Below are 25,070 nucleotides of genomic sequence, written 5' to 3'. Positions count from 1 at the left end.
CCCTGTCTTTGGATGGATTCCTACATCACCTGACTACCTGGTTTGACAGGATGTTCAATGGTCGAGACGCTAAGCGAACCGTCAAAGTCCTCGGCTGAAAGTATCATACCTTGGCTCTCTATGCCCATCAACTTGCGTGGTGCCAGGTTGGCAATGAAGCAAACATCCTTGCCAATGAGGCTTTCTGGCTCATAGAACTTAGCAATACCGCTGACAATGGTGCGGTCTTTACCCGAGCCATCATCGATGGTAAACTTCAGCAACTTATTGGCTTTCTTCACACGCTCACAGTGTTTGATATGTCCAACACGGATGTCCAACTTCTCAAAATCAGCGAAATCAATCGTCGGTTTGATGGGTTTAGCCGTGTAGGCGGCAGCGGCATTGGCCTTCTTTGTATCTTCCAACTTTTTAAGTTGCAGCTCAATGGTCTCGTCTTCTATCTTCTCAAAAAGCAATTCGGGTTCAGCCAACTGATGACCAGCCTTCAACAAGTCATGGTTCCCCAACAAATTCCAGTCGCAAGTATCCATCTTAATGAGGCGACGAAGCTTCTCTGAAGAGAACGGCAAGAATGGTTCGAATGCGATGGCGAGGTTGGCAACCAACTGTAATGAGATGTACAAAACGGTTTTCACACGCTCTGGATCGGTCTTCCAAACCTTCCATGGCTCACATTCAGTCATGTATTTGTTGCCGATTCTGGCCAGGTTCATGGCTTCTTTCTGCGCCTCTCTGAACTTGAACGCATCGAGATAGCCCTCCACCTTGTTCTTCACATCCTTGAATTCATCAAGCGCTTGCTTGTCAACATCAAGCAATTCGCCACAGGGAGGCACCACTCCCTCGAAATATTTCTTGGTCAACTGCAACGCTCTGTTCACGAAATTGCCGTAGATGGCCACCAATTCCGAGTTGTTACGTTCTTGAAAATCTTTCCAAGTAAAGTTGTTATCCTTGGTTTCTGGCGCATTGGCCGTGAGTACATAGCGCAGCACATCCTGCTTTCCAGGAAGGTCTTTCAGGTACTCGTGCAACCAAACAGCCCAGTTGCGAGTGGTAGATATTTTATCATCCTCCAGATTGAGGAACTCGTTAGCCGGCACGTTGTCAGGCAGAATGTAATCGCCATGGGCTTTCAACATCGTGGGGAAAATCAGACAATGGAACACAATGTTATCCTTGCCGATGAAGTGTACCAGCCGGGTATCTTGGTCTTTCCACCATTTTTCCCATGATCCCCAGCGTTCAGGCTCCTTCTCACAGAGTTCTTTGGTATTCGATATGTACCCGATAGGCGCGTCGAACCAAACATAAAGCACCTTGCCTTCGGCTCCTTCTATAGGCACAGGGATTCCCCAATCAAGGTCACGCGTCATGGCACGAGGCTGCAAATCAAGGTCCAACCAGCTTTTACACTGTCCATACACATTGGATCGCCACTCTTGATGTCCCTCCAGAATCCATTTCTTGAGCCATGTTTGGTACTCGTTGAGCGGCAAATACCAGTTTTTAGTCTTCTTGATAACCGGCTTTGAACCGCTGACCGCCGACTTTGGATTAATCAATTCCATGGGTGAAAGGTCGCTGCCGCAATGCTCACACTGGTCGCCATAGGCTCCTTCATGATGACAATGGGGACATTCACCCGTGATATAGCGGTCGGCCAAGAACTGGTGAGCTTCCTCATCATAATACTGTTCTGTTTCTTGTTCCAGCAGTTTGCCTTCCTCGTACAACTTCTTGAAGAAGTCAGAAGCCAACTTGTGATGCGTTTCTGAGGTGGTTCGGGAATAGATGTCGAAGCTGATTCCGAACTCCTCGAAGCTCTTTTTGATGAGCGAATGATAGCGGTCTACCACATCTTGCGGCGTTACTCCTTCTTTCTTGGCGCGGATGGTGATGGGCACCCCATGCTCATCGCTGCCACCGATGAAGATAACATCTTCCTTCTTCAGGCGCAAATAACGTACATAGATGTCGGCCGGCACATAAACGCCAGCCAGATGACCGATATGAACTCCACCGTTTGCGTATGGCAAAGCGGCCGTAACGGTTGTTCGCTTAAAATTTTTCTCCTCCATGAGTATAGCTGTTTTTTAATATTTCTTCATGCAAAATTACGATAAATCGAAGAGATAGCAAAATAATGGGAGTAGTTAAAACAGCATCATGCTGCGCTATCGCTCAGCCCAATCGCCTCTATCCAGACTACGATAGCCTATGGCTTCAGCCAAATGTTCGGTCTTGACAGGCTCACTACCCTCCAAATCTGCGATGGTGCGGGCCACTTTCAGAATTCTATTGTAGGCCCGAGCCGACAAACTCAGCCGTTCCATCGCCATGCGGAGCATGTTGATGCCATCGGCATCAGGTTCGGCAAAGCGATGAATCATACGCTCCGTCATTTGGGCATTACAATAAATTCCCTTGCAGTCTTTATACCTTTCAATCTGAATGGCACGGGCCGCAATGACACGTTCACGAATATTGGCACTCGGTTCTCCAGGAGCTGCCTTGGAAATATCCTTGAAAGGCACGGGCGTGATTTCACATTGTATGTCGATGCGGTCGAGCAATGGACCGCTAATTTTGTTGAGGTATCGCTGGATTTGACCGGGAGTACAGACGCAAGTATGCGTTGGGTCGCCATAATAACCACACGGACAGGGATTCATCGACGCCACAAACATGAAGCTACAAGGGTATTCAATGGTGTATTTTGCGCGCGAGATGGTGATTTTCCGGTCTTCCAATGGCTGTCGTAACACTTCCAACGTGGATTTATTAAACTCGGGAAGCTCGTCACAGAACAACACGCCATGATGGGCCAAGGTAATCTCTCCCGGCTGCGGCGTGGACCCACCGCCCACCAATGCCACCTCACTGATGGTATGATGTGGGGCGCGGAATGGGCGTTGCGCAATCAATGATGTATCGGCACCCAGCTTACCTGCGATGCTGTGGACCTGTGTTGTTTCCAGACTTTCGGCCAATGTGAGGGGCGGAAGAATGGTTGGCAGGCGTTTGGCCATCATCGATTTTCCACTTCCGGGCGGTCCCACCATGATGAGGTTGTGTCCTCCAGCCGCCGCTACCTCCAACGCTCGCTTCACATTTTCCTGTCCTCGAACATCACTATAATCAAGGTCAAACCGATATTGGTGCTCGTAAAACTCTTTTCGGGTGTCAATCACGGTGGGTTCAAACGATTTGGCACCAGTCAAAAACTGCACGACATCCACCATCGAGTCCATGCCGTAGACCTCCAAATTGTTGACAACCGCGGCTTCACGCACATTCTGTTTGGGGACAATCAATCCCTTAAAATGCTCCTTACGGGCACGAATAGCGATGGGAAGTGCGCCCTTCACGGCCTGTAAGGTACCATCTAAACTCAACTCACCCACCATCATATACTGGTCGAGCACCTCAGAAACGATGCTGCCATTAGCGGCCAAGATGGCAATTGCCAAGGGCAAATCGAAGCTGCTACCCTCCTTACGAAGGTCGGCCGGTGCCATATTCACCGTGATGTCAGCATGCGGAAACTTGTAACCATTGAACTGCATAGCGGCAGCAATACGGCTACGCCCTTCCTTCACGGCCTCATCGCCCAGTCCGGTGAAATGGTACATGATGCCGTTTGTTAAACTAACTTCAATAGTTACAGTTGTCACTTCCATTCCGTTGACAGCTGCACAATAGGTTTTAACCAGCATGATAAGTCGCTTTAGATCAACTCTTCCAACTTCTTCATGAGAGCCTGAGCGTCAAGTCCACATGCTACTACGCGTCCGTTTTTCAAGATGATATTATAAGGTATGGATGAAATGCCTAATTGACGGACAAGATTGCCCTCGAACAACGCCTCATCACAGATGTTCGACCAGTGAATGGAGTCACGATCCAACGTCTCCTTGCAGGCCTTTTTGCTGGGGTCAATCGATAGTCCAACCACCTTAAGGCGTCCTGCATGCTTTTTCTGAAACTGATTGAGCTGCCGCTGTATATCCAGACTTTCGTAACTCCACGACGTCCAAACATTGATGACGGCCAAGGGAGCCTGACTCAAAGCTGCGCTGGTCACCACATTGCCGTTCACATCTGTCACCGAGAAGGAGGGCAATCGGTCACCTTCTGCCACATAGCCTCCCGAGAGTTGCCGTTGCAACCGGCTCAAAGCCCCATTCTTGGGCTGCTTCTTCACCATCACACCTACCAACTGTTTGGCCTTGGGGTAGTTGGGCTTGGGCGTTCTAAGAAAGTACTTAGAAACAAGATACCTGCCCACATCCGAGCTGGGATGGTCGTTCACAAACTGTTCTGCGTATTTCAACACCTCCGGAGGAGATGCGTTGGCAATCTTCTTCTTGAACTTAGACATTAGCTCGTTGTCATCCGTTCCTTTCACTTCCAGTTCCTTCAAATGCGAAGCATCCCCCTTCACCTCAACCTTTTTACCAGGTACAGCAAAGACGGGATGTTCTGAAAAGTTGGAAAACACGATGAGCAACGTTCCTGATTTCTCGCAAGGAATCTCGTACGTGAACCGCCCTCCCGTCACCTTGATGGTGTCCATTCCATCGATGATGCCATCGGGACTATAAACGTAAAACTCACCTTGGTTGAGATGCAGCAGCCGGCCATCGAGTTTAAAATGATGACTGTCGGTACCGCACGACATCAAAACCAAAGTGAGCCAAAAGAAATAGGCAATATGCTTCATAGCAAACAGTTGCCTTATCTCAAGATAGACAATTCTAAATCGTTGTCAGCGTATGTCTTTAATGAGGGGTCTTTCTTCAAAGCCTCTTTCAAATAAGATTCTGCAGCAAACTTGTTACCACGGCGTGCAGCCACGATGGCGTGCAGATAATCGGTCAAAGCATTGGGGTTTGCTACCTTGTCCAGCGTAGCAGCTGCTGCAGCATAGTTCTTGTTCATCAACTGTGCAAGTGCCGCACTGTTGCTGTTAACGCCTTCGAAGTCTTTCTCTGCTTGTGCAAAATTGCCCTTTGCCAGATTCAAACTACCGATAGCCACGTTTACATTCTGTTCGCCCAGTGCCTTGGCGATGCTGGTCTCTGCCTCTTTCACGTTTCCGTTAACTAGTTCCATGATACCCAGATTAGCCAAAGCCTCAGGAGCTTGCGGATTAACACGCAAAGCACGTTCGAGATAACGTGTGGCTTCCATCTCGTCACCCTTCTTGAATGCCAAGGTAGCCAGGTTATTCAAAGCCCGATAGTCTTTGTCATAATATTCTGCCGTGCGCTTGTAGATTTCTTCCTTCTTGGCCACATTGTCTTCCAAAGTAGCATAATAGAGCATTTCCTCTACGCTGAGTTTGGTGGCATCGGTGGCATATTGTGCCTTGATTTGCTCATCACTTCTGCCGATGGTCTCATAGTTAATAATCAGACGAGAACGACGCAACTCGGGCAAAATGCCATCTGCCAATTCGCGGAAGGCCTCACTCATGTTACGAATCTGCTGCTCTCTCTGCTCGGGATCCTTATACATGGACAGCACGCGCAGGATAACATCCTTGTCTTGAATGTTGCTGGCCTGAACCAATTTCTGGAAACCATCCCAGTCTTGTGCGGTGTAGTGAGCGTCAATACCAGTAGCCACGCCCGTCTGCTTCAGCTGCGATTTAACGTAAGCCTCAGAAGTATTCTGGCGCTTGCCAGCCAACTTGTCGTTGAAGCTGAATCCACCCTCCGGTGATGCATAAGCCTGAACCTCGACGTTGCGGATGTTCAATTTCTCGCGATCGGCATTGATGCGCTTCAACATGGCTACAAACTCCTTCACAGAGTTATTCTTCAATTCACTCCGACGCAAGTTGGCTTGGTTCACCAAGAACTTGATGTTGGCCTCTTGCTTCCGCGCATTAACACGCTGGAAAGAGTCGGGAGCGATGCAACCGCCGTCACTCAGCAGCAGTTGTTTGTACAGTTCGGACGTAGCAACCACGCCTTCGGCCACCTTCACGGCTGGTATATTGATTTTCTTATTGCCCCTGCGAGCGCTGAAAGTAAGATACATGTCGCTTTTCTGCATCGCAGGTACGAAATCAAACGCCGTCTTCATGGTGTAACGACCGCCCAAACGATAAGAAATCATCTGATCGTTTCCCAGCACTTTTTCGCCTTGGAACGTAGATCCTGTCCCTTTGGCAACCTGCCCATTTCCATATCTCAATTCGGGAATCACGGTCACAACAGCGTTTTTCTTCATGTATTTTTCAGGAAAAGCACCATTGATGGTAGCTGGAACCTGACCGCCTTTTGTCTCCAGCGGGTTTGGTGTTACCGTGAAATTGTCTGCTGACAACGCTCCCATTTTTGAGCATGAGCTGAGTGCCAGCACTGAACATACTGATAAAGTAAAGATGAGATTTTTGCGCATAGTAATCATTTTTAGTTTTAGTGTGCCGCGAGCGGGACTCGAACCCGCACAGCCATTACTGGCCAAGGGATTTTAAGTCCCTCGTGTCTACCAATTCCACCATTGCGGCAATCAGCCAAAACCGACTGTATCTGCCAGGTTTGTCCACGGAAAAAAGTTTTCATGTCGCACCAACCAGACTACAGCAGCCTGAACAAATATTAAAATGAGCGGCAAACGAGACTCGAACTCGCGACCCCAACCTTGGCAAGGTTGTGCTCTACCAACTGAGCTATTGCCGCATTTTTTATAGAGTGCAAAGGTAGCATATAATCTTTATATCCACAAAAAATTTTTATTTTTTTATTGATTAAGTTTAGTAAAACAGTAAGATGGCAGTGACCTTACTCAAAACAGTAGGGGGTAGACGCACACAAATCATGAAGCGTTTCCGCAAGCAACTACGTGAAGAAAAAGGATACTCATGGGGGCCTTACCGCACATAATATGTAAAGTATTTTTGAAAGAAAACGCCCCTAAAACGGCCTTCAGAAACGTACCTTCTAGAAAAAATCAATAGGCAAACGGGATGCAAACAAGGCGTTGATTGAAAAGAAAATGTCAACTTTCAACCCAACAGCAAGGAGATGATGCGGCTAAAGACATCCTTTCGGCGGTCAATAGGGTTGCCATTAGGGTGCTAAAGCATAGCTATTGGTGTCCAAAAGCAATGCTTTTACCCGTTAACGGCCCAGAAATTGAAGCCACAACAGTATCGCACAAGCGTAACAGCCTGTATAACAATAAAATAGAAATCTCTCTTATTTTGGGCGAATTTGAGACAAGAAGCGGGGTTGCTGATTGACAAGCCAAGCATGAGCGCATTCGTTGTCAAGATAATTCATCACGCTAAGCTTTCTTCGTGCTGAATGTTTGAATCTTACAGCAACGATGATTGCGGCTGTTGGGAATGGTGTGAAAATTCGCGTTCTCAAACAAGTATTTTTCACTTCTGCGTTTGTCTGTATCAACAGAATTATATATTTTTGCAAACAATACCGATTTGTGAGTTGGGGAAGCAGTGAAAGAGGTTGGCTTCTTCGGCAGTACAAAGGTGGCAGAATCCATGAACAGACAGAGGAAGTCGCATGCGACTTTCTTTAAATATAATATTGTTATTACAACCATAAACATCACTTAACATGAAAAAGTATTTAGTGCTGGCATTGTTGTCGTTGACAACGCTATTCACCCAAGCACAGATTGTAGACCCCATACAATCATCCGCACAACTCAAAACGGGCAAAACTGCTGAAGGCGAAATTGTCTTCAACCTACAAATAGAACAGGGATGGCACGTCTATTCCGTGAACCTTGGCAGCAATGGCCCTATCGAGGCCTCTTTCCATGTCAACAAAATGGACGGCGTAGAGAAAGTGGGTGGCCTGGTGGCGCGTGGCAACGAAATATCTAAGATGGACAACCTGTTTGGCATGAAGCTGCGCTTTTTTGAGCATAAGGCGCAGTTTGTCCAGAAAGTAAGGTTCACCAAACCCAATTATACCATTGATGCTTATTTGGAATATGGCGCCTGCAACGACCAAACGTGCATGCCACCACAAGAAGTAGCCTTTAAGAAAGCAGGAAAGTCGCCTGCCATCGTGGCTACGACAACGCCGCAGGAACCGACTGAAAAAGAGGCGAATGATGGAGATTCGCCTTCATCTCTCGTCCCAGATTCCGTGCAGAGCATGGCTGCCGACACACTTCTTCCCACATCGGTGGATACCGGTAGGGTGGCTGTCAGCACCGATTTGTGGCAACCTGTCGTCCAAGAATTGCAACAACAGGATGGTCGGAGCGAGCAGAACGGTTCACTGTGGTTTCTGTTCCTGATGGGGTTTGCCGGCGGATTACTGGCGCTGTTCACGCCCTGCGTATGGCCCATCATTCCCATGACGGTAAGTTTCTTCCTCAAACGCACCAAGGACAAAGCCAAAGGCATGCGCGATGCCATTACCTACGGATTGGCCATCATCGTGATTTTCCTGTCGCTGGGACTGCTTGTGACGGCTTTTACTGATCCACACAAGCTCAACGAACTGGCAACCAGTGCGGTGTTCAACATCTTCTTCTTCCTGTTGCTGGTGGTGTTCGCACTCTCTTTCTTCGGATGGTTCGAGCTGCGGCTTCCCGAGTCATGGGGCAATAAAATGGACAGCAAGGCCTCTTCCACCACCGGATTGCTCTCCATCTTCCTGATGGCCTTCACATTGGTGCTGGTATCTTTCTCTTGTACCGCACCCATCGTTGGCTTCTTGCTGGTACAAGCCGCCACGTCGGGCAACTGGGTGGGCCCTGCCATCGGCATGTTTGGCTTCGCCTTGGCACTGGCTCTGCCGTTTACGCTCTTCGCCCTGTTCCCTTCTTGGCTGAAGCAAGCGCCCAAATCGGGTTCTTGGATGAACACCATCAAGGTGGTATTGGGCTTTATCGAACTGGCCTTCGCGTTGAAATTCCTCTCCGTAGCCGACCTTGCATACGGCTGGCACATCCTCGATCGTGAGGTGTTCTTGTCGCTGTGGATTGTCATTTTCGGCATGTTGGGACTTTATCTCATCGGGCATCTCAAGTTCCAAAGCGACATGGTGGGCGGCGAGAACAAACCCATGCCGGTGGTATGTATCATGCTGGGCATGATTTCGCTGGCCTTCACGGTGTACATGGTGCCTGGTCTTTGGGGCGCACCCGTTAAGGCCGTGAGCGCTTTCGCACCGCCTATCAGCACACAAGACTTTAACCTGAACAACAAAGAGGTTCACGCCGCCTATACCAATTATGAAGAAGGAATGGCTGCCGCCAAAGCTCAGGGCAAGCCAGCATTCATCGATTTCACCGGCTTTGGTTGTGTCAACTGCCGAAAGATGGAAGCGGCTGTGTGGACAGATCCATCGGTTGCAGAGGTATTGACAAAAGATTATGTGCTCATCTCCTTGTTCGTGGACGACAAAACGCCGCTGAAAGAGCAGATAGAAGTGATGGACAACGGCAAAAAGCGCACGCTTCGCACGGTTGGCGACAAGTGGAGTTACCTGCAAAGTAGTAAGTTTGGCGCCAACACACAGCCATTCTATGTGCCACTAGACAATGCAGGAAAACCGCTGACTGGCTCATACAGCTATAAAGAAGATGTGCCAGCCTACCTCGATTTCTTGAAGAAAGGACTGGAGGCATACCGCAATCGCGACTGATTCTACACGCCCTTACCACGCAATACAGATTGTGCTGCGTGGCAAGGCAGCGTGCTTTGCACTGGTAAGGCAATCTTGCATACAAACAAACCACGATATAAAAACCATTTGAATCTACAAAACCATGCTTGAAGAACATATCCGAAAACAAATCATCCAGCTCATCCACCAGGAAGTAGTACCTGCCGTAGGATGCACAGAGCCCATGGCCGTGGCACTATGTACGGCCAAAGCGACGGAGTTGTTGGGCTGTCGACCCGAGAAAATAACCGCCCTACTGAGTGCCAACATCCTGAAAAACGCCATGGGTGTGGGCATTCCAGGCACCGGAATGATTGGACTACCCATCGCCATTGCCTTGGGCAGCATTGTAGGAAAGAGTGAATATCAGCTGGAAGTAATCAAGGATCTTACACCCGAGACGTTGGAAGAAGCGAAGAAATACATAGAGGAAAAACGCATAGACATCCAACTCAAACAGGGAATTACCGAGAAACTGTACATTGAGGTAACATGCCAGGCAAACGATCAAACGGCAAAAGCCATCATCGCAGGCGCGCATACCAACTTTGTACACCTATGCAAAAACGGGGAAATCCTACTTGACAAAGGCCTGAGGAAGCAAGATGAACCGGAGGAGAACGGCATACAACTTTCCTTCCGGATGGTCTACGACTTCGCCACCACCACCCCCATTGACGAAATCGGGTTCATGCTGAAAACCAAAGAGTATAACATGAATGCTGCCGAGCAGTCGCTGAAAGGCAACTACGGACACTGCTTGGGCAAGACAATGGATCGCCCATTGAGTCGAGGGATATTCGGTAACAGCATCTACTCGCACATCATCGCCAAGACAGCATTGGCCTGCGACGCCCGAATGGGTGGGGCCATGATACCGGTGATGAGCAATAGCGGGTCGGGAAACCAAGGTATCTGCGCCACGAACCCAGTGGTAGTGTACGCCATGGAAAACGAGAATACGGAAGAAGAGCTTATCCGTGCCCTGACACTCAGCCATCTATCGGCCATTTACATCAAGCAGAGCCTGGGCAAACTGTCGGCTCTGTGCGGCTGTGTGGTGGCCAGTATCGGCTCAAGCTGCGGCATCACCTACCTCATGGGCGGCGACTATGCGCACATCTGTCATGCTATCAAGAACATGATTGCCAACCTTACCGGCATGATTTGCGACGGAGCCAAGCCCAGTTGCTCACTGAAAATCAGTTCAGGTGTCAGCACAGCGGTGCTTTCGGCCTTGCTATCGATGGAAAACAAGCATGTAACATCGGCAGAAGGCATCATCGATGAGGACGTGGATCGCTCGATACGCAACCTCACCAGCATTGGCAAGGATGCCATGGGTACGACTGATGAGATGGTTCTAAGTATCATGACCAGCAAACAACGATGCTAAGTATCGTCCTCAAACCGGCGTCATTCCCCCATAAAGTCCATGAATATTCAATGCTGGCGATAGCATCAATGCCAGTTAGCGTCATGAGCGTGTACTCGCAATGCTACTATTAGTGGTAGCAAAGAATAAGACGCATGCGATTAAGAAGGTTACACAAGGCTTTTTATGTCCTGTCCTGTGTTCGCCTTAATTCATCAATTCAACGGCCTTGAGGACAATGTCATTGGTCTCATTGATAATCTGGAAATACTCGTTCATGTCCCACAAGTCGCGTGCAACCAATGCCTTTAGTTGGTTTTTCACAGCGGGTAAGGTCATTTGTAATTCCTCCTTATCCTTCGGTTTCACCTTTTCTTTCTCACCAGAGCGAATCACTGCATCCACCAACTGCTGCGGAACATCAAACTCACGCACAAACTTTGCGAAGGTTGGATATTGTTTTTGCAGCTGTTTGCGGTGTTGATCAACATACTTGAGGTTCTCTGTAATGATGATTCCCTTGGCTGCCAACTGCCGATGATATGGTGTGAATTTGGTCGTGTCGAGTGGAACAAAGTAATCAGGCATGATGCCTCCGCCACCATATACCGTGCGTTTGAGGCGCAAGGTCTTATACTTCAATGAGTCAGCGAAATGAATACTGTCAGCACTATACAGTTCTCCATGCTTGAAACGAGTGTCCAATTCACGGGCATAGCTTTCGTTATCACCTTTAATATATGGTTTCTGGATACAACGGCCTGATGGCGTATAGTAGTGAGCGATGGTGAGTCGCATCATACTTCCATCAGGAAATTCAATCGGACGCTGCACCAACCCCTTCCCAAACGAACGCCTTCCAACCACTTGTCCTCTGTCTTGGTCCTGGATGGCACCTGTTACAATCTCGGCAGCGGATGCTGAAAACTCATTCACCAGCACCATCACCTTGCCCGAAAGCAAACTACCGTTACCGTGTGCCTTATATTCCATACGCTCTGCGCGTCGTCCTTTGGTATAAACTATCAAGTCGTTGCGCTGCAAAAACTCATTGGCTATCTTCACCGCAGCTTGCAAATACCCGCCTCCATTGTCCTGCAAATCCAAGACAAGATCACGCATTCCCTGCTTTTTCAGTGCGGTGATACAGGCCATAAACTCATCATAAGTGGTCGCACCAAAGCTTCCTATGCGCACATAGCCTAATTGAGGACGGAGCATGTAACTGGCATCAACCGTTTTAACAGGTATCTTATCGCGCACTACGGTAAAGTAAAGCCGCTCCCCAATGCCCTTACGAAGGATGCCCAACTTCACTTTTGTTCCTTTCTTTCCACGCAACCGCCGCATAATCTCTTCGCGTGCCATCTTGACACCCGCAATGCTGCTGTCGTTAACACTCACGATTCGGTCGCCAGCCAATATGCCCACCTTCTCCGACGGACCATTGGTAATGGTCTGAATGACCATGAGTGTGTCTTGCATCATGTTGAATTGAATGCCAATACCTTCAAAAGATCCCTGCAAAGATTCAGTCATGGCCTTGGTTTCTTTCGCCGTTGTATACGAAGAATGCGGGTCTAACTTCTCCAACATGCCACGAATGGCATCTTCAACCAGTTTGTCTTCTTTCACCGTATCAACATAAAGATTGTTGATAGCCATCTCCGCAATTTGCAACTTGCGAAGTGGTGATTCTTTCCCGAAATTGATATTGATTTGAGCGGATACTGAATAAAATATCAATAGTGCCCAACATAAAGCAACGAGTCGTCTCATTTGTTTGATTTTAAATAAAAGAATTAATCACCCTAAAGACATCGATTCTCCTTCTAAATGACAAAGATTGTCAGTCAATTAGTTTGAGTTCGTCTTCCGGAAGGTCTTCCTCGACTACCAAATTATCAATGATAAAGTTTTGTCGTTCCATGGTATTCTTGCCCATGTAATACTCCAAAAGTTTTTGTACTTGGTCGTTTTTGTGCAGTGTCACCTGTTCCAATCGCATGTCAGGCCCGATGAAATGGACGAATTCGTCAGGAGATATCTCTCCCAATCCTTTGAATCGGGTGATTTCAGGCTCGGGTCCAAGATCCTTAATCGCCTCTTGTCGCTCTTCATCACTATAACAGTAGCGGGTGATGAAATCGCTCTTTCGCTCTTTTTTGTCACGACTTGCGTCCGCATCCGCTATCACTTGCTTGTTTTTAATCTTCGTTCTGCGGTTACGCACGCGGAAAAGAGGTGTCTGCAGCACATACACATGCCCTTTCTTGATAAGTTCGGGGAAGAACTGTAGAAAGAAAGTGATAATCAACAGACGGATGTGCATGCCATCGACATCGGCATCTGTGGCGACAATCACCTTGTTGTAGCGCAGCGTGTCCAAGCCATCTTCTATGTCGAGAGCCGCCTGCAAGAGGTTGAACTCTTCGTTTTCGTACACCACTTTCTTGGTCAATCCATACGAATTGAGTGGTTTTCCCCGCAACGAGAACACCGCTTGCGTGTTCACATCCCTGCTCTTGGTGATACTGCCGCTGGCCGAATCGCCCTCGGTAATAAAGATACAGCTCTCCTCTTTGCGGTCATTTTTCTCATCACTGAAATGAATTCGGCAGTCACGCAACTTCTTATTGTGCAGGTTGGCCTTCTTGGCACGCTCTCTGGCGAGCTTAGTTACCCCCGCCATAGCTTTGCGTTCGTGCTCGCTGGCCTTGATTTTAGCCTCCAGCACGTCCGCGCAATCTTCCTTGTGAATGTGCAGGTAGTTATCCACCTCACGCTTGATGAAATCGCCCACGTACTTATTGATGGTCTCACCACCTGGTGCCATAAGCGTCGACCCCAGTTTAATCTTGGTCTGACTCTCGAAAACAGGTTCTTCCACGTTGATGGCTACGGCCGCCACAAGGCCGTTTCGAATGTCAGTGTACTCGTAGTTTTTATCGTAAAACTCTTTGATAGTCTTGGCGATATGCTCCTTGAAAGCACTCTGATGCGTGCCTCCCTGTGTGGTATGTTGTCCGTTGACAAACGAGTGGTATTCTTCTCCGTACTGATTGGTATGCGTGAAAGCAATCTCGATGTCATCGCCAACCACATGGACAATGGGGTACAATCCGTCCGTTGTCATGTTGTCGTTAAGCAAGTCCTCCAATCCGTTACGGCTTTTGATGCGCCGCCCGTTGTACATGATGGTGAGTCCGGCATTCAGATAGGTATAGTTGCGCAGCATGGTTTCCACGATATCATCGTGGAACGAGTAGTTCTTGAACAGCGTGTTGTCGGGTTCAAAATACACATAGGTACCCGTTTCATCCTTCGTTTTATCGGTCTGATCGGTCTTGAGCTCACCTTTTTCAAACGTGATGGAACGAACTTTCCCCTCCCGGTACGACTTCACCTCAAAATGTGCACTCAAAGCATTCACGGCTTTGAGACCCACACCGTTCAATCCCACACTCTTCTTAAACGCTTTCGAGTCGTATTTTCCACCCGTATTCAGCATGCTCACGGCCTCTACCAGTTTACCTTGCGGAATACCACGACCGTAGTCGCGCACGCTGACGCGCAGGTTGTCTTCCACGTCAATCTCAATTCGGTCGCCCGACTTCATCTTAAACTCGTCGATGGAATTGTCAATCACTTCCTTCAACAGCACATAGATGCCATCCTCTGGTAAGTTACCATCGCCCAATCGGCCGATGTACATGCCCGGACGGGTACGCACATGCTCCATATCCGACAGGTGCCGGATGTTGTCATCTGTATAAGAAACGGTTTCTTCTGCCCCAACCGGAGCAGAAGCGGTATTGTTATGATTCGTCGATTGTAATTCTTGCTTGTTTTTATCAGTCATCGGTTTTTTGGTTGTTATTCGTTTTCAGCAGTTCCGTAGGGGATGGTTTCTACCAAATCAGCACACCCTACATACCATCGTCACGCACGAAAGAGCGTTTAAAACCCCAAAAAGAATCTACTTACCCGATACGACTGTGGGCAAGAATTAAATCTTCTTCTTGAAACAGCTGCGACGCTTATGATTCGTAGGCTTCAGCGGTCCCCATTGACTTTGCACGCCCTCATTGGTTTCCAGCTCCACTTGACTCTCGGCCCAAGTGAATCCATACTTGTTAAACACAGGTATCAAGTCGGTGAACAACAAGGCATTGGCACCCTTGGAGCGATACTCGGGCAGCACACCCATCAAGAGCAAGTCGCCCCCACCTCCTGTCTTTTGAAACTTGATGGCCCGCAACAGATGCCACCACCCCCAGGGGAGCAAGCGGCCTCTACGGCATTTTTGCAAGGCATACGACAGGGATGGAATTGAAATGCCCACGCCAATGAGTTTCCTGTCCTTATTCCAATCCTCAATGAGCGTAATCATGTTCAAATCGGCGAAGCGAAGATACATGTTCACATAGTGATCAATCTGCTTCTCACTGAGTTCAGAATAGCCATAAAGGTCTTTGTACGTCTCGTTGATGATGTCAAAAACCTTTCGTCCATAATCGGTCTTTTTCACTTCCCTTCGAGTCAGTTTCTTGATGTGCAGGTTGTAACGCGATTCTACAACCTCGGCTATCTTCGCATATTTCTCAGGAATTTCCTTAGGAACGTCAAAGAAATATTCCACATAGTTTTGGTCAACTTCCCATCCGCCCAACTTCTCTATATGCTGTGGGTAGTAAGGATAATTGTAAATGGTAATCATCGTACTGAGCTTGTCAAAGCCCCACGTGAGCATTCCTTCAGGATCCATGTCGGTGAAACCCAATGGACCCACCATCTCGGTCATGCCTTTTGAGCGGCCATAGGCAGCCACTTCATCAAACAAGGCGCGAGATACGTCCAGGTCATCTACGAAGTCAATCCAGCCAAACCGCACGATCTTCGTTTTCCATTTTTCATTGGCTCGATGGTTAATGATGGCTGCTACGCGCCCTACTACTTTACCTTGTTTGTATGCAATATAATATTCTGCCTCGCAAAACTCAAATGCAGCGTTCTTATCTTTACGCAAGGTGTTCATATCGTCCATGAAAAGATTCGGAACATCGTATGGGTCTCCCTCGTAAAGGTCGTAATGAAAGTCAACGAACGTTCTCAAATCGCGCAGCGACTCGACCTTCTTAATTTGTACAGATGGCATTCTTTTTAATAAGATTGTATGCAATATAGGCTTGCAAAGTTACGCTTATTTGGCCTATTTTCAAAATAAAACGCCTACATTTTTTACCGATTGCCGGGTGCGAGCATAGCAGTGAGAATCACGCCCCTACGGATGAAGATTTCAATAGCAATGAGTTTGGCATCCAAAGTCATTGAGTTTAGCAGCCAAAGTCATTGAGTTTACCGGGCAATAGCATTGAGTTTGGAAGACAAGCGTTTATGAGTATTCTATCAAATAGCGAGAAAACGGTATAAACACCTGTTTATCAACAATATACATTTCCATGACGGCGATGTCAAACAAGCTCGTCATCCAACGGCGGCACATATCAAACAGGAGATTGTTATCCGTCTTACGCATGAACCGATGATGAATATATTGCCCTCTACTTGCTGCAAATCAACAGAACATGCCGCCCATCTGCCTGCGTGGTAGCGAAAACATAAACCGCTCCCCCATCCTTCAGCTTGATCCGTTTGCGCAACTCGGCCACGGAAAGGGGAAAGTTGCGGGTGGTGATGTTGGCCTGGCGCACGTCGCGAAGCACTGACCTCAGTTCTTTCTTGTTCATCGATGAGAGGGCTTGGATACGGAACTTCCGCCCTGGAAACAACGGGAGGTCATGCTCAGAGATAAAGAGGTGCGAGTTGGGTGCTATCTTCTGAACGCCCAATTGGGTACTCACGGCCGAGAAACAGCCTGCTTTCATGATTGACGCATGAGGCTCGTAGAGAAACAATCCCGGCCGCATTTCTTCCGGACTGACGTAAGGAGGCGGTACGTCAGACGGCTCATCGGACGAACAAACAAAAGCCTGGTCGTCGTTTACGCAATGGAGGGTGAGCGGTTTATGCCGTTGCTTGCTCAAGACGAAGAGCAGTTCTTTGCACTCGTTTCTCACCGACAGGACATGTATCTCGCACATCTTCACCTCATCAGTCTCAAGTTGAGCCACGGCTTGGTGCCAGTCAAGCATCGGAGAGAGCTTCACCATGACAAAAAGACTCTTATCCGTGAGCTGTTCTTTCAAGCTCAATAAATCAGGTGTACAATCGCTGATGGCCACCGTTTTGTCGCCCTGTCGGTCACGACGGGCAGGATCCAGGTAGATTACCGTGGCGTGGCTCATCCGCCGTAGATAATCCACCCCATCGGCACACACCACTTCTGCCTGTTGCAAACCTAAGAGGGAGAAATTGTGTTGAGCCATCTCGCACAACGCTTGTTGCCGTTCTACGTAGATACAACGCTCGAATTGACGGGCCATAAAGGAGAAATCAACTCCAAAACCGCCTGTCAAATCGACCAAAGATGGCTCTGGTTCATGGGGCAGATGGGCTTTCTTCGGGTCTTCTGACCATGATTCTTGACCGAAATCTGCACAGAGCCGCGCGGCCAACTGCGCCTTGTAGCGCGCCGTTTGCTCGGAAGAGCATTGCTCCATAGACAGGTGTGGCGGGTACAACAGCGCATCTATGACTGCCCAGGACGGCAGTTTTTGTCGGGCAGTCTGTCGCCCCGCAATCTGTTGCAAGGCCAAAGGCATGTCCACGTCCGGGTGTTGACATCCCTTGAGAGCCAGCTGTCGCACGTCTTCTTCGGCGTGCCGGCGAATGAATGCTGCGGTAACCTCGTTCATCATACCCATGTCTTCATCGAAAATAAAATAAAAAAAGTAGCCAGTGGGCTACTTGATTACCTGATAATATCGCTTTGCCTGTGCCCGTGAGCGGAAGTTGAAATGCCACCATTCGGTACGCAAGGGTTTGAAACCAGCGTAGGTCATCACGTCACGAAGCAACTGACGGTTCTTGCGAGCCTGCGCACTGATGCGCTTCTGCGCCACCAGTTGGGCTTCGTTGTCAATGTGAGCCGCAGCTCCCATATAGTCTATTTTGGTGCCCATGTCAAGGGTATCGCCCTTCAGGGTACACAACGTGAGGTCGACAGCCAGTCCATAGTTGTGCAAACCACCGCCGCGTGCGGGATTGGACACATAGAAATATTTGGAGGTATGCTTCACCTTGTCCCACATTTTTTGCTGAATGGACATGGGACGGGCAGCGTCATAAACCTTCAATCGAAGATCCGGACGCAACTCCTTGAGCCGCTTTTGCGCCTTGACCAGTGCCTGTGCTGCGCGCGGATGGAGGTAGGCTTCGCGCAAATCGTCGTACAACACGCCGCCAGTGAAGTTGTCTGCGCGGGCATACATCAAGGATACCTGGATGGTCTTGTCGAGTTGTTGCACGTTGACATAGCCCCGACGCTCGAGCGACTGTGCCGTTTTACTAAGTTTTTGCTTGTCTTGAGCCACGGCAAAAGTGGTGGTCAAGACAAGCAATAAGATGATTTTTCGCATGCTTTGAGTGGATGTTCTATTAACGAAGAGATGGATTTTTTCTTTCCATCAGCCTCATTATCGCGTCAACTCGATGGCCAATACGGGCTCGTTAGTGGTGATGTAATCCACCCCAGCCTTATTCATTTCTTCAATACCAGCCTTGTCATTTACGGTCCAAACGTTAACCGTCATGCCCAGGTCGTGCGCTTCTTTGATCCATTCGGGGTGCTTGCGCAGAGCACTGATATGGTAATCAATGCCTGTGATGCCATCCTGATGGAGCTGAGCCGGCGTCTTGTTGCCCGAAAGATAAGCCACTTTTGCCTGCTTGTCCAGACGCACCAATTCCAAACATACGTCATGACTGAACGCAATGTATTCTACTTTGTCTTGAATTCCATATTTTTTCACGGCATTCACCGTTGCTTGGACAGCGCGTTTGTTGGCTTCTAACGTTGAATGGGTCTTGATTTCAATGATGAGTTTGGTCTTGCTTTTGGTCTTTTTCATCATCTTCAGCAAGTCCTTCAGCTGTGGCATCTTCTCACCATTCTTAAGTGTTAGGTTCTTACAATCCTTATAAGAAGCTTTTTCAAGCACCACGCCATTGAAATCAGCATCATGATTCACCATGAGTTTTCCATCGGTCGTGATCCATACATCTATTTCAGAGCCATAGATATTCAAGTCGAGTGCCTTTTGAAGCGCTGTCCGTGAGTTTTGAGCCGAGCCTGGTGTGGTCCAGTAACCACGGTGAGCTATGACTTTTGAACCTGCAAACATACTGACTGTTGCAAAGGCAGCAAAGGCCAGTGTACAAAATAATTTTTTCATAATGGTATGCGTATTGATTGTTTATGATTTACCTATGTATCTGCAAAGATAAGAAGTTAGCGTGACACAACCAAGCCCAAACACAAGTAAGCAGGGCGAGAAAGCGTAATTTTTTTACTACTTTAACTGATAGAGTAAGCCCAATCTCACTTCGTATGTACGGATGGTAGCATCGTTTCGATAGGTGTAGTGGGTATCTCGATGATAATAAGCACCCGACAGATGAAGCCCCCATTGTCGCCAAACGGGGATTTTGAGCATGGTACGCAACATCCATACGGATGATTGGTTACGCTCGCCTTGTGCGCTGAACGTTTCGTATGGTGTGTCAGCTGGCACATCTTCGTAGCCGCGCCAACTGTACATACGGAAAAAGCGGGCATCCAGAGAGAAAGAAAAGCGGTGACCTACCGAGAATTGCGTGCGTGACAGGGCGGTGAAGCCGCTACCCATGTTGTAGGATTTGTGAAAGGGATTGTCGGTATAATCGCTCCAAAGTCCGCCCAACAACATACCATTGAGGAAGAAAGATTGATCAAATTGCAGAGTTTGATGGATGAAAGGAACCCTGCAAAGCCACCCCACTCCAACGCTGGCTGCCTCGGAAAGCTGGTAAGGAGGTAAGCCTCCGTTACGCCCATTGGTATGTTCGTAGTTGAAATGTTGATAAACACCGAAACGCGACAGCATGCCCCAGCGTTCCATTACAGGGGTTGCAGCCAACTGTCCGATGATGTTGACGTGATTCACCGCATGTTGTTGATGTCCCAAAACCACACCCGCATCGAGGGTAAAGTAATCGAAAGGTTTGTGTTCCTCACTGAAAGCGTCGCCATAGCGGACCGAAAAATCCAAATAAGGCGTATGAAACCGCATCGTGGAAGCATCGTGGCCCGATACATATCTGTCGCCAACAGCCACCGTCATGCGTACGGGTAATCGGTCGTCATCATGATAAGAGGCCTTTTGAGGACATATCTTCCACGCCTCACCAGTGAATAGGCGATTCAATGCGCGAATGGGATTGATGGCTGCTCCCAATAGTTCTTGGGCAACACGCCGCCAACCTTGTCGGTCATCATGGTACACGAGGTTGGACAAACGATAGGTACTCTCGCCGATAGCCAACCCACCTATGCCGGTAGAAATGGCGTCATTGATGGATGGGAGTTCGTTTTCGCCGGCAATTTCCCACATCAAATCACCAGCCAGGGTATAAGGTATCGACTCCCAGAAGTTCATACCATTACTGCGAGCAGCATTGAAGAATAGATTGCCATGATAGGGATGGTACCATAAATTGGTGTGAAACACATCCCCATCCCAAAACCATTGATTGAGCCGAACGTTGCGTTTGAGTGTTTTACTGGTTACCTTGGCGAAGTCAGCATCTAATATAAAATAGTCAACGGCCAAGAGGGTAGCGTTAATCCCCACCACTTCAGCGGCTGCCCGCCATGGATATTTTTGGGGTTTGACTAACTGTTTCTCCATCAGTGAGTCAACATGGAACACATAGGGCGATTGATTTAACAAGGTATCAGGTAGCGCTACGCTGTCAACCAATGCACTTGAATCACTTTGTAGATGGCAGGTCTGCGCTTTACTTTCTATCGAAAATAAAGTAACAAGAACACTCATGCCAACCCAGCACTTGGTTTTAGCCAAACAATCTATAACAGATAAGTAATTCAAGTATACCGAACACCTTAAGCATGTTTCAACATAAGCGGCACTTCCCTCACCAACAAAAAAGCCTACCTGTCACTGAAACGATGTCTGAAAGGCACGATTTCCGGCGACACATAGGCCGTTTATAGTTCTAAAAACAGAACTGAGAGCAACCAGTTGCTGTTTTATTTTACGGTAATGAGGAAGTAATTCTTCTTTCCACGCTGCACCAACAGATACTTACCGTCTATCAAGTCGTCTGCCGTAATAACCTGATCAAAGGACGAAAGCTTCTCTTTGTTGAGCGAAACACCGCCGCCTTTCACCAGTTTCCGCATCTCACCTTTGCTTGGGAACATCTCCATTCCCTCCTGATTGAAGAGGTCTACAGCCGTAGAACCTAACTGATCCTTACCAATTTCGTATTGTGGAACGCCATTAAAGACATCGAGGAAGGTAGCTTCATCAAGCTTTTGAAGGCTCTCCTTGGTGGCTTTTCCGAACAAAATGTTGCTGGCTTCAATGGCCATGTCTAAGTCTTCCCGCGAATGAACCATCACCGTCACCTCCTCAGCCAAACGCTTTTGAAGAACACGGCGACCGGGATCTTGCTGATGTTCGGCCACAAGTGCTTCGATGGTCTCACGTTCTAAGGAGGTAAATATCTTGATGTATTTCTCCGCATCATCATCACTAACGTTCAACCAGAATTGATAGAACGCATACGGTGTTGTGCGGTTTCTGTCCAACCAGATGTTACCGTTCTCCGTCTTGCCGAACTTTTTCCCGTCGGCCTTCGTGATTAAGGGGCACGTCAGGCAGTAAGCATTCTCCTCAGCACCCAATGTTCGGCGAATCAACTCAGTGCCCGTCGTCATGTTTCCCCATTGGTCGTTGCCGCCAAGTTGCAGTTTGATGCCATGCTTCTGATAAAGATGAAGGAAGTCGTAGCCCTGTAACAGCTGGTAAGTGAACTCGGTAAACGACAAACCATCGCTGGCTTCACCGTTCAAACGCTTCTTCACACTGTCTTTGGCCATCATATAGTTCACGGTAATGTGCTTGCCTACCTCGCGTGCAAAGTCAAGGAAAGTGAAGTCTTTCATCCAGTCATAGTTATTCACCAGCTCGGCTTTGTTGGGTGTGTCACCATCAAAGTCGAGGAATTTGGACACCTGTTGCTTGATAGCCTCTTGATTATGGTACAAGGTAGCAGTGTCCAAGAGGTTGCGTTCCAAGCTCTTTCCCGAAGGATCTCCAATCATTCCCGTCGCTCCACCCAGCAACAGATAGGGCTTGTGCCCACATCTTTGCAGATGACGGAGCATCATAATGCCACACAAGTGGCCGATATGCAAGGAGTCGGCCGTTGGGTCAGTACCCAAATAAGCCGACACGAGTTCTTTTTCAAGTAGTTCTTCAGTGCCTGGCATCATCTGCGCTAACATGCCACGCCATTTCAGTTCTTCAACAAAGTTCTTTGTCATCGAATCAAATTTATATTTTTCGTTTGTATTATGAAGCTGGGGCCTCTACTCAAAGAGAAACTTACGGTACCGGATCATATCCACTACCACCCCACGGATTACATCGTAAGATGCGCCATACGGCCAACGCCAGCCCCTTGAACGGTCCATGCTTGATGATGGCCTGCCGTGCATATTCCGAACATGTCGGTGTGAATCGGCAAGACGGGGGCGTGTAAGGCGTGATGAATTTCTGATAAAACAAGATGGGAGCCAGCAAGATTCCCTGGAGAATCCGCATCATACCGTGACTTATAGACTTGAGAACATTCACAGTTTATCAGCTACTCGTTTTAATAAGACCTGCATACTTCGCTCCACGGTGTCCGTATCATGAAGCTCATCAGACATCCAGATAAAGCCCAATAACAGCTGACGATTGGGCGAATCTGCCATGGATGACACCACAATCTCTTTGTTCTGCCGATATGCCTCACGCACTTGTCGCTTCACGCGGTTGCGTTTAACGGCTCGCTTGAAGTGCCTTTTCGACACACTCACCATCATCTTGACGGGCGTTTCATGTTGTAAATCACCATCAGGTTGATCGGTCAGCAAATAGACAACCCTTAAAGGAAACACCGAAAAGGATTTGCTTTTGCCTCCGGTGAAGAGCTTTTCCAGCTGAGTTCTACTGCATATCCGCTCCCACTTACTAAGTTTAAAAGGCCTATCGGTCGGCAATTGACTTTCTATTTTTTATTTTTTTTCAGATAAGCCTTCAAGGCTCCCGTCATCGAAGGATTGTCTGCATCGGGTGCTTTCAAGTCTAATCGGAACCCTTCTGCCTCAACAGCCTTGCATGTGGCGGGGCCAAAAGCACCAATCTTGATGTCTCCTTGCTCAAAATGAGGCACATTTTTTTGCAATGCCTTCACGCCCGTAGGACTGAAGAAGATAATCATGTCGTAATCAAACGTCTTCACTTCCTCTTCTGTCATATCATTGCTCACCGTTCGATACATCACACATTCGGTATGTTTGATCTTCTTTGCGTCCAACAAGTTTTTGAGATCATCGTTGTGAACACTACTCATCGGAACGAGATACTTCTCGGTTTTATGCTTGACCATCAACGGAACCAAGTCGGCAATCTTGCCACTCGTTCCAAAAAACACCTTGCGCTTGCGATACTGTACATATTTCTGGATGTACAGCGCAATGGTTTCAAGTACACAGAAGTACTTCATGTCTTCCGGTATGGTGATGCGCATCTCCTTGGCCAGCGTGAAAAAATGGTCTATCGCATGGCGAGAAGTGAACACAATAGCAGAATAATCGAGAATGTTAATGCGTTGCTTACGAAATTCTTTTGCAGAGAGTCCCTCCACTTTGAAGAAGGGTCGGAACACACACTTCACACCATATTCTTTCTCAATATCATAATATGGCGACTTCTCACTTGTTGGTTGGGGCTGTGATACTAAGATTTTTTTGACCATCAGTGTCCTAAAAATTTACTTTAAAATGATTGTTTGCCAATCCAAAAACGCCCCACAAGGCGAGCATTGGAATGATTTCAAGTGCACAAAAGTACAAAATTATTTGCACAAAAGACCCCGTTTGACGGAAAAAGATGGCATACGACTTATAGAGTGTAAGCAATTTAATTAGCACGATGACAATAATTGCATAAATAACAGCACTTTTCATCGAGAAATCGAAATATGACAATAACATGACAATGGGAAACAATGCCACGCCTTCCATCGACACCAAGAACAACCGCACCTTCACCCATTGTCCGTTTTTTTTCCTATCAAAGAACACCCAGTTGGTGAATGTATAGACCAAGGTCTTCGCCATGAAATACAAAACGAGGGCTGCGGTATAGATACCCATCATCTGATAGTATTCCAGCACAAAGATATCGGTGACGTAGGTACGTGAATAGAAAAAGAACAAGAGGGCTAACAGCAGGCACGTCTGAAAGACAAAGAAGAACTGGAACCGTATTTCTTCGCCCGTTTCCGTGACCTCTGTCGTCCGTCCGCGCGGCTGATAAAAGAAGGTCTTAACCTGCTTTTCCAAGAACCGCTTAGACTTTGAAAAGGCGAGCATGGCCAGGATAAAGCATCCGAGCAGCACACCTGTAATCAAGTCGTCACCCGACACCGTGTATGGAACAGGGTCGCCGACCACTCCCACACGTCCTCCATCGAGTTCAGGATGGAACATCGAGTCTTTTGAAAAGAACGACTCTTTGTAATATTGCGGCAGACTGACATCGCGAAAGCTCTTCCCTACCGGATGGCCCGGCAAGTGAAGGGTGTCCGGCATCTGGCTCCAACTGATTTTGCTGGGCTTGATATGGGCCTGAATGGCCGAGTCTTGCTGTGCCGGAGTGGCATCTTTGGGCAACCACTTCAGCACCTGTGCCGGCGTAAGCTGCTTGGCCTGTCGCGCCATTGAGGACGCAGTATGCGCAGTATCGGCAACGATTGACTGTGAAAGAGAGTCGGTCTGCAACATT

General features: G+C 48.1%; 19 protein-coding genes and 2 tRNA genes. 3 read left to right on the top strand and 18 right to left on the bottom strand.

The window, feature by feature from the left end:
• Nucleotides 1-20 precede the first annotated feature (20 nt).
• The 6 genes from metG to NQ518_RS10740 form a co-directional block, all read right to left on the bottom strand.
• Nucleotides 21-2,084, bottom strand: coding sequence for a methionine--tRNA ligase (metG, locus tag NQ518_RS10765; protein ID WP_227961943.1), 2,064 nt, complete (start codon nt 2,082-2,084; stop codon nt 21-23).
• Between the two features lie 96 nt (nt 2,085-2,180).
• Complete coding sequence (locus NQ518_RS10760; RefSeq protein WP_227961944.1) at nt 2,181-3,722, bottom strand: YifB family Mg chelatase-like AAA ATPase; 1,542 nt, start codon at nt 3,720-3,722, stop codon at nt 2,181-2,183.
• Nucleotides 3,723-3,733: 11 nt separating this feature from the next.
• The gene (locus NQ518_RS10755; RefSeq protein ID WP_227206365.1) at nt 3,734-4,729 is read right to left on the bottom strand and encodes a TlpA disulfide reductase family protein; all 996 of its coding nucleotides are present in this window, start codon (nt 4,727-4,729) and stop codon (nt 3,734-3,736) included.
• Between the two features lie 14 nt (nt 4,730-4,743).
• The gene (locus tag NQ518_RS10750; RefSeq protein WP_227961945.1) at nt 4,744-6,417 is read right to left on the bottom strand and encodes a tetratricopeptide repeat protein; all 1,674 of its coding nucleotides are present in this window, start codon (nt 6,415-6,417) and stop codon (nt 4,744-4,746) included.
• Between the two features lie 23 nt (nt 6,418-6,440).
• Nucleotides 6,441-6,526: transfer RNA gene (locus NQ518_RS10745), tRNA-Leu, on the bottom strand.
• Nucleotides 6,527-6,625: 99 nt separating this feature from the next.
• Nucleotides 6,626-6,698 (bottom strand) — tRNA-Gly (locus tag NQ518_RS10740).
• Nucleotides 6,699-7,003: 305 nt separating this feature from the next.
• Here NQ518_RS10740 and NQ518_RS10735 point away from each other — a divergent pair.
• The 3 genes from NQ518_RS10735 to NQ518_RS10725 all read left to right on the top strand — a co-directional run bounded on the left by NQ518_RS10735 (nt 7,004) and on the right by NQ518_RS10725 (nt 11,064).
• Nucleotides 7,004-7,261, top strand: a complete 258-nt coding sequence (locus NQ518_RS10735) for a hypothetical protein (protein ID WP_227961947.1) — start codon at nt 7,004-7,006, stop codon at nt 7,259-7,261.
• A gap of 337 nt (nt 7,262-7,598) precedes the next feature.
• Nucleotides 7,599-9,647 (top strand): protein-disulfide reductase DsbD family protein, encoded by a 2,049-nt coding sequence (locus NQ518_RS10730; protein ID WP_227961949.1) that lies wholly within the window; start codon nt 7,599-7,601, stop codon nt 9,645-9,647.
• 124 nt (nt 9,648-9,771) lie between these two features.
• Entirely contained in the window at nt 9,772-11,064 is a 1,293-nt protein-coding gene (locus NQ518_RS10725) for an L-cysteine desulfidase family protein (RefSeq protein WP_227961951.1), read from the top strand.
• Between the two features lie 186 nt (nt 11,065-11,250).
• Here NQ518_RS10725 and NQ518_RS10720 read toward each other — a convergent pair whose 3' ends face one another.
• From NQ518_RS10720 to NQ518_RS10665, 12 genes are all read right to left on the bottom strand, one after another.
• Nucleotides 11,251-12,822, bottom strand: a complete 1,572-nt coding sequence (locus NQ518_RS10720; protein WP_227206375.1) for a S41 family peptidase — start codon at nt 12,820-12,822, stop codon at nt 11,251-11,253.
• A 70-nt stretch (nt 12,823-12,892) separates the two neighbouring features.
• Nucleotides 12,893-14,905 carry a DNA topoisomerase IV subunit B gene (locus NQ518_RS10715; protein ID WP_227206377.1) on the bottom strand — a complete coding sequence of 671 codons (2,013 nt, stop codon included), beginning with the start codon at nt 14,903-14,905 and terminating at the stop codon, nt 12,893-12,895.
• A gap of 147 nt (nt 14,906-15,052) precedes the next feature.
• Entirely contained in the window at nt 15,053-16,201 is a 1,149-nt protein-coding gene (locus NQ518_RS10710; protein ID WP_227961953.1) for an N-acetyltransferase, read from the bottom strand.
• A gap of 406 nt (nt 16,202-16,607) precedes the next feature.
• Complete coding sequence (locus NQ518_RS10705) at nt 16,608-17,864, bottom strand: class I SAM-dependent methyltransferase (RefSeq protein ID WP_227961955.1); 1,257 nt, start codon at nt 17,862-17,864, stop codon at nt 16,608-16,610.
• A 45-nt stretch (nt 17,865-17,909) separates the two neighbouring features.
• On the bottom strand, nt 17,910-18,584 hold the full coding sequence (locus tag NQ518_RS10700) for a M15 family metallopeptidase (protein WP_227961956.1): 675 nt from the start codon (nt 18,582-18,584) through the stop codon (nt 17,910-17,912).
• Nucleotides 18,585-18,641: 57 nt separating this feature from the next.
• Nucleotides 18,642-19,400 (bottom strand): glycerophosphodiester phosphodiesterase family protein, encoded by a 759-nt coding sequence (locus tag NQ518_RS10695; protein ID WP_309565387.1) that lies wholly within the window; start codon nt 19,398-19,400, stop codon nt 18,642-18,644.
• Nucleotides 19,401-19,517: 117 nt separating this feature from the next.
• Complete coding sequence (locus NQ518_RS10690; RefSeq protein WP_227206385.1) at nt 19,518-21,041, bottom strand: DUF3943 domain-containing protein; 1,524 nt, start codon at nt 21,039-21,041, stop codon at nt 19,518-19,520.
• A 215-nt stretch (nt 21,042-21,256) separates the two neighbouring features.
• The gene (gene tyrS, locus NQ518_RS10685) at nt 21,257-22,558 is read right to left on the bottom strand and encodes a tyrosine--tRNA ligase (protein ID WP_227206387.1); all 1,302 of its coding nucleotides are present in this window, start codon (nt 22,556-22,558) and stop codon (nt 21,257-21,259) included.
• A gap of 61 nt (nt 22,559-22,619) precedes the next feature.
• Nucleotides 22,620-22,838, bottom strand: coding sequence for a membrane protein insertion efficiency factor YidD (gene yidD, locus NQ518_RS10680; RefSeq protein WP_004350642.1), 219 nt, complete (start codon nt 22,836-22,838; stop codon nt 22,620-22,622).
• Between the two features lie 29 nt (nt 22,839-22,867).
• Nucleotides 22,868-23,281, bottom strand: a complete 414-nt coding sequence (rnpA, locus tag NQ518_RS10675) for a ribonuclease P protein component (protein WP_227206391.1) — start codon at nt 23,279-23,281, stop codon at nt 22,868-22,870.
• A gap of 8 nt (nt 23,282-23,289) precedes the next feature.
• Nucleotides 23,290-24,039, bottom strand: coding sequence for a uroporphyrinogen-III synthase (locus tag NQ518_RS10670; RefSeq protein WP_227206393.1), 750 nt, complete (start codon nt 24,037-24,039; stop codon nt 23,290-23,292).
• A 7-nt stretch (nt 24,040-24,046) separates the two neighbouring features.
• Complete coding sequence (locus NQ518_RS10665) at nt 24,047-25,069, bottom strand: DUF4271 domain-containing protein (RefSeq protein WP_227206395.1); 1,023 nt, start codon at nt 25,067-25,069, stop codon at nt 24,047-24,049.
• Between the last annotated feature and the right edge of the window lies 1 nt (nt 25,070).

Origin of the sequence: Hoylesella buccalis ATCC 35310 (assembly GCF_025151385.1) — a bacterium.
Lineage (GTDB): Bacteria > Bacteroidota > Bacteroidia > Bacteroidales > Bacteroidaceae > Prevotella > Prevotella buccalis.
The sequence above is the reverse complement of the archived record's forward strand: the minus strand, read 5'-3'. Positions and strand labels throughout refer to the sequence as shown.